General features: G+C 67.0%; 2 protein-coding genes. Both read left to right on the top strand.

Features of this window, described 5'->3' with window-relative positions; translation table 11 throughout:
* Positions 1-33: 33 nt before the first annotated feature.
* Entirely contained in the window at positions 34-1,044 is a 1,011-nt protein-coding gene (xdhC, locus tag JYJ84_RS34840; protein WP_175223455.1) for a xanthine dehydrogenase accessory protein XdhC, read from the top strand.
* An 18-nt stretch (positions 1,045-1,062) separates the two neighbouring features.
* Positions 1,063-2,088: an adenosine deaminase gene (locus JYJ84_RS34845; RefSeq protein WP_175223456.1), complete on the top strand. Its 1,026-nt coding sequence runs from the start codon at positions 1,063-1,065 to the stop codon at positions 2,086-2,088.
* Positions 2,089-2,165 lie beyond the last annotated feature (77 nt).

The following is a 2,165-nucleotide window of genomic DNA, read 5'->3' on the forward strand; positions in this document are numbered from 1 at the left end:
GTCGTGCCGCGTCGTCCAGAACGGAGCGTGCTGATGGAAGCCTGGCTCGGCGATCTGCAGCAACTGCTCGCGCATGGCGAAGCAGCCGTGCTCGTGACGGTCGCGCACACCGACGGCTCCGCGCCGCGCGAAGCGGGCACCAAGATGCTCGTCACGCGCGACACGGCGCGCCACACGATCGGCGGCGGTCATCTGGAATGGAAGGCGATCGAGATCGCGCGGCATCTGCTGAAGGATGGCGCCCACGTGCCGCACGCACGCCGGCTCGAGCGGCTCGCGCTCGGCCCGAGCCTCGGCCAGTGCTGCGGCGGCGCCGTGGTGCTCGCGTTCGAGCGGCTCGATGTGGGCGATCTCGGCTGGATCATGTCGCTCGCGAAGCGTGTCGCGGCCGGCGCCGCGACCGTCCGTAGCGTATCATTCGGCCCCTCGCCGGGCGCGCCGCTGTTGAGCGAGCCCGAATCGGAAGCCGCGCGTGCCGACTGCCTGCTGTGGGAAACCGGCGGCGTGTCGCTGATGACCGAAACGATCGCGCCGTATGCGTTCCCCGTCGTGCTGTTCGGCGCCGGGCACATCGGCACCGCGCTCGTGAAGGTGCTGGCGACGCTGCCGTGCCACGTGCGCTGGATCGACGGGCCCGATGCGGTGTTCCCACCGGCCGACGCGCTCGCCGGCATCGGCAACCTCGCGATCGAAGCGGCCGCTGCCCCGGCCGACGCAGTCGACGCAGCACCGCCGCAGTCCTACTTCGTCGTGATGACGCATGACCACGCACTCGATTTCGTGCTGGCCGAGCGCATCCTGCGGCGCGGCGACTATGCGTACTTCGGGATGACCGGCTCGCATGCGAAACGCGTGCAGTTCGATCACCGCCTCGCAGCCATCGGCATCGACCCGGCCCAGGTCGCGCGGATGCGCTGCCCGATCGGTGTCGAAGGCATCATCGACAAGGCACCCGAAGTGATCGCGATCTCGGTGGCTGCGCAATTGCTGCAGGCCGTCGAGGCAAACGCGAATGCGTCCGCGCAGGCTTCCCCTACCTACTGACCGACCAAGAACGACGCCATGACCCCGACATTCAAGGACAAGATTGCCCGCGCGCCGAAAGCGGAGCTGCACATCCATATCGAAGGCTCGCTCGAGCCCGAACTGATTTTTGCGCTCGCGCAGCGCAACGGCGTGAAGCTCGCGTACGACTCGATCGACGCGCTGCGCGCCGCATACGCATTCACCGACCTGCAGTCGTTCCTCGACATCTATTACGCAGGCGCGAGCGTGCTGCTGACCGAGCAGGATTTCTACGACATGACGGCCGCGTACTGCGAACGTGCGCTCGCCGACAACGTCGTCCATACCGAGCTGTTCTTCGATCCGCAGACGCACACCGAGCGCGGCGTGCCGATCGAGACGGTGGTCGCAGGCATCGAGCGCGCACTCGCCGATGCCGAACAACGCGGGCTGTCGAGCAAGCTGATTCTGTGCTTCCTGCGCCACCTGTCCGAAGAGGACGCGCTCGCGACGTTCGAATCCGCGCTGCCGCTGTTCGAGCGCTATCGCCATCGCCTGATTGGCGTCGGCCTCGACTCGTCCGAGCTCGGCCATCCGCCGACCAAGTTTGCGCGCGTGTTCGAGAAGGCGCGCGCGCTCGGGCTGAAGCTCGTCGCGCACGCAGGCGAGGAAGGCCCGCCCGCATACATCTACGAAGCGCTCGACGTGCTGAAGGTCGACCGGATCGACCACGGCGTGCGCAGCATCGAGGACGCGGCACTCGTCGAGCGCCTCGCGAAAACGCGCACGGCGCTCACCGTCTGCCCGTTGTCGAATCTCAAGCTGTGCGTGTTCGACGACATGGCGAAGCACACGCTGAAGGCGCTGCTCGATCGCGGCGTCGCGGTGACGATCAACTCCGACGATCCGGCCTATTTCGGCGGCTACGTCAATGAAAACTACTTCGCGACGGCCGAAGGGCTGCAACTCACGGATGCCGAAGTCCACGCGGTGATCCGCAACGGCTTCGAGGCGTCGTTTATCGAACCGGCGCAGCGCGATGCACTGTACGCGCGCCTCGACGCGTACTGGCAGGCCGCGTGACGGCCCGCATCGAGGATCGCTAGACAGATGAAACACGGCAACGGCATCCGCTTCGCGACCACCGGTTCGGCCTTGCG

The sequence above is a fragment of the Burkholderia sp. LMG 13014 genome (assembly GCF_905232215.1).
Taxonomy (GTDB): domain Bacteria; phylum Pseudomonadota; class Gammaproteobacteria; order Burkholderiales; family Burkholderiaceae; genus Burkholderia.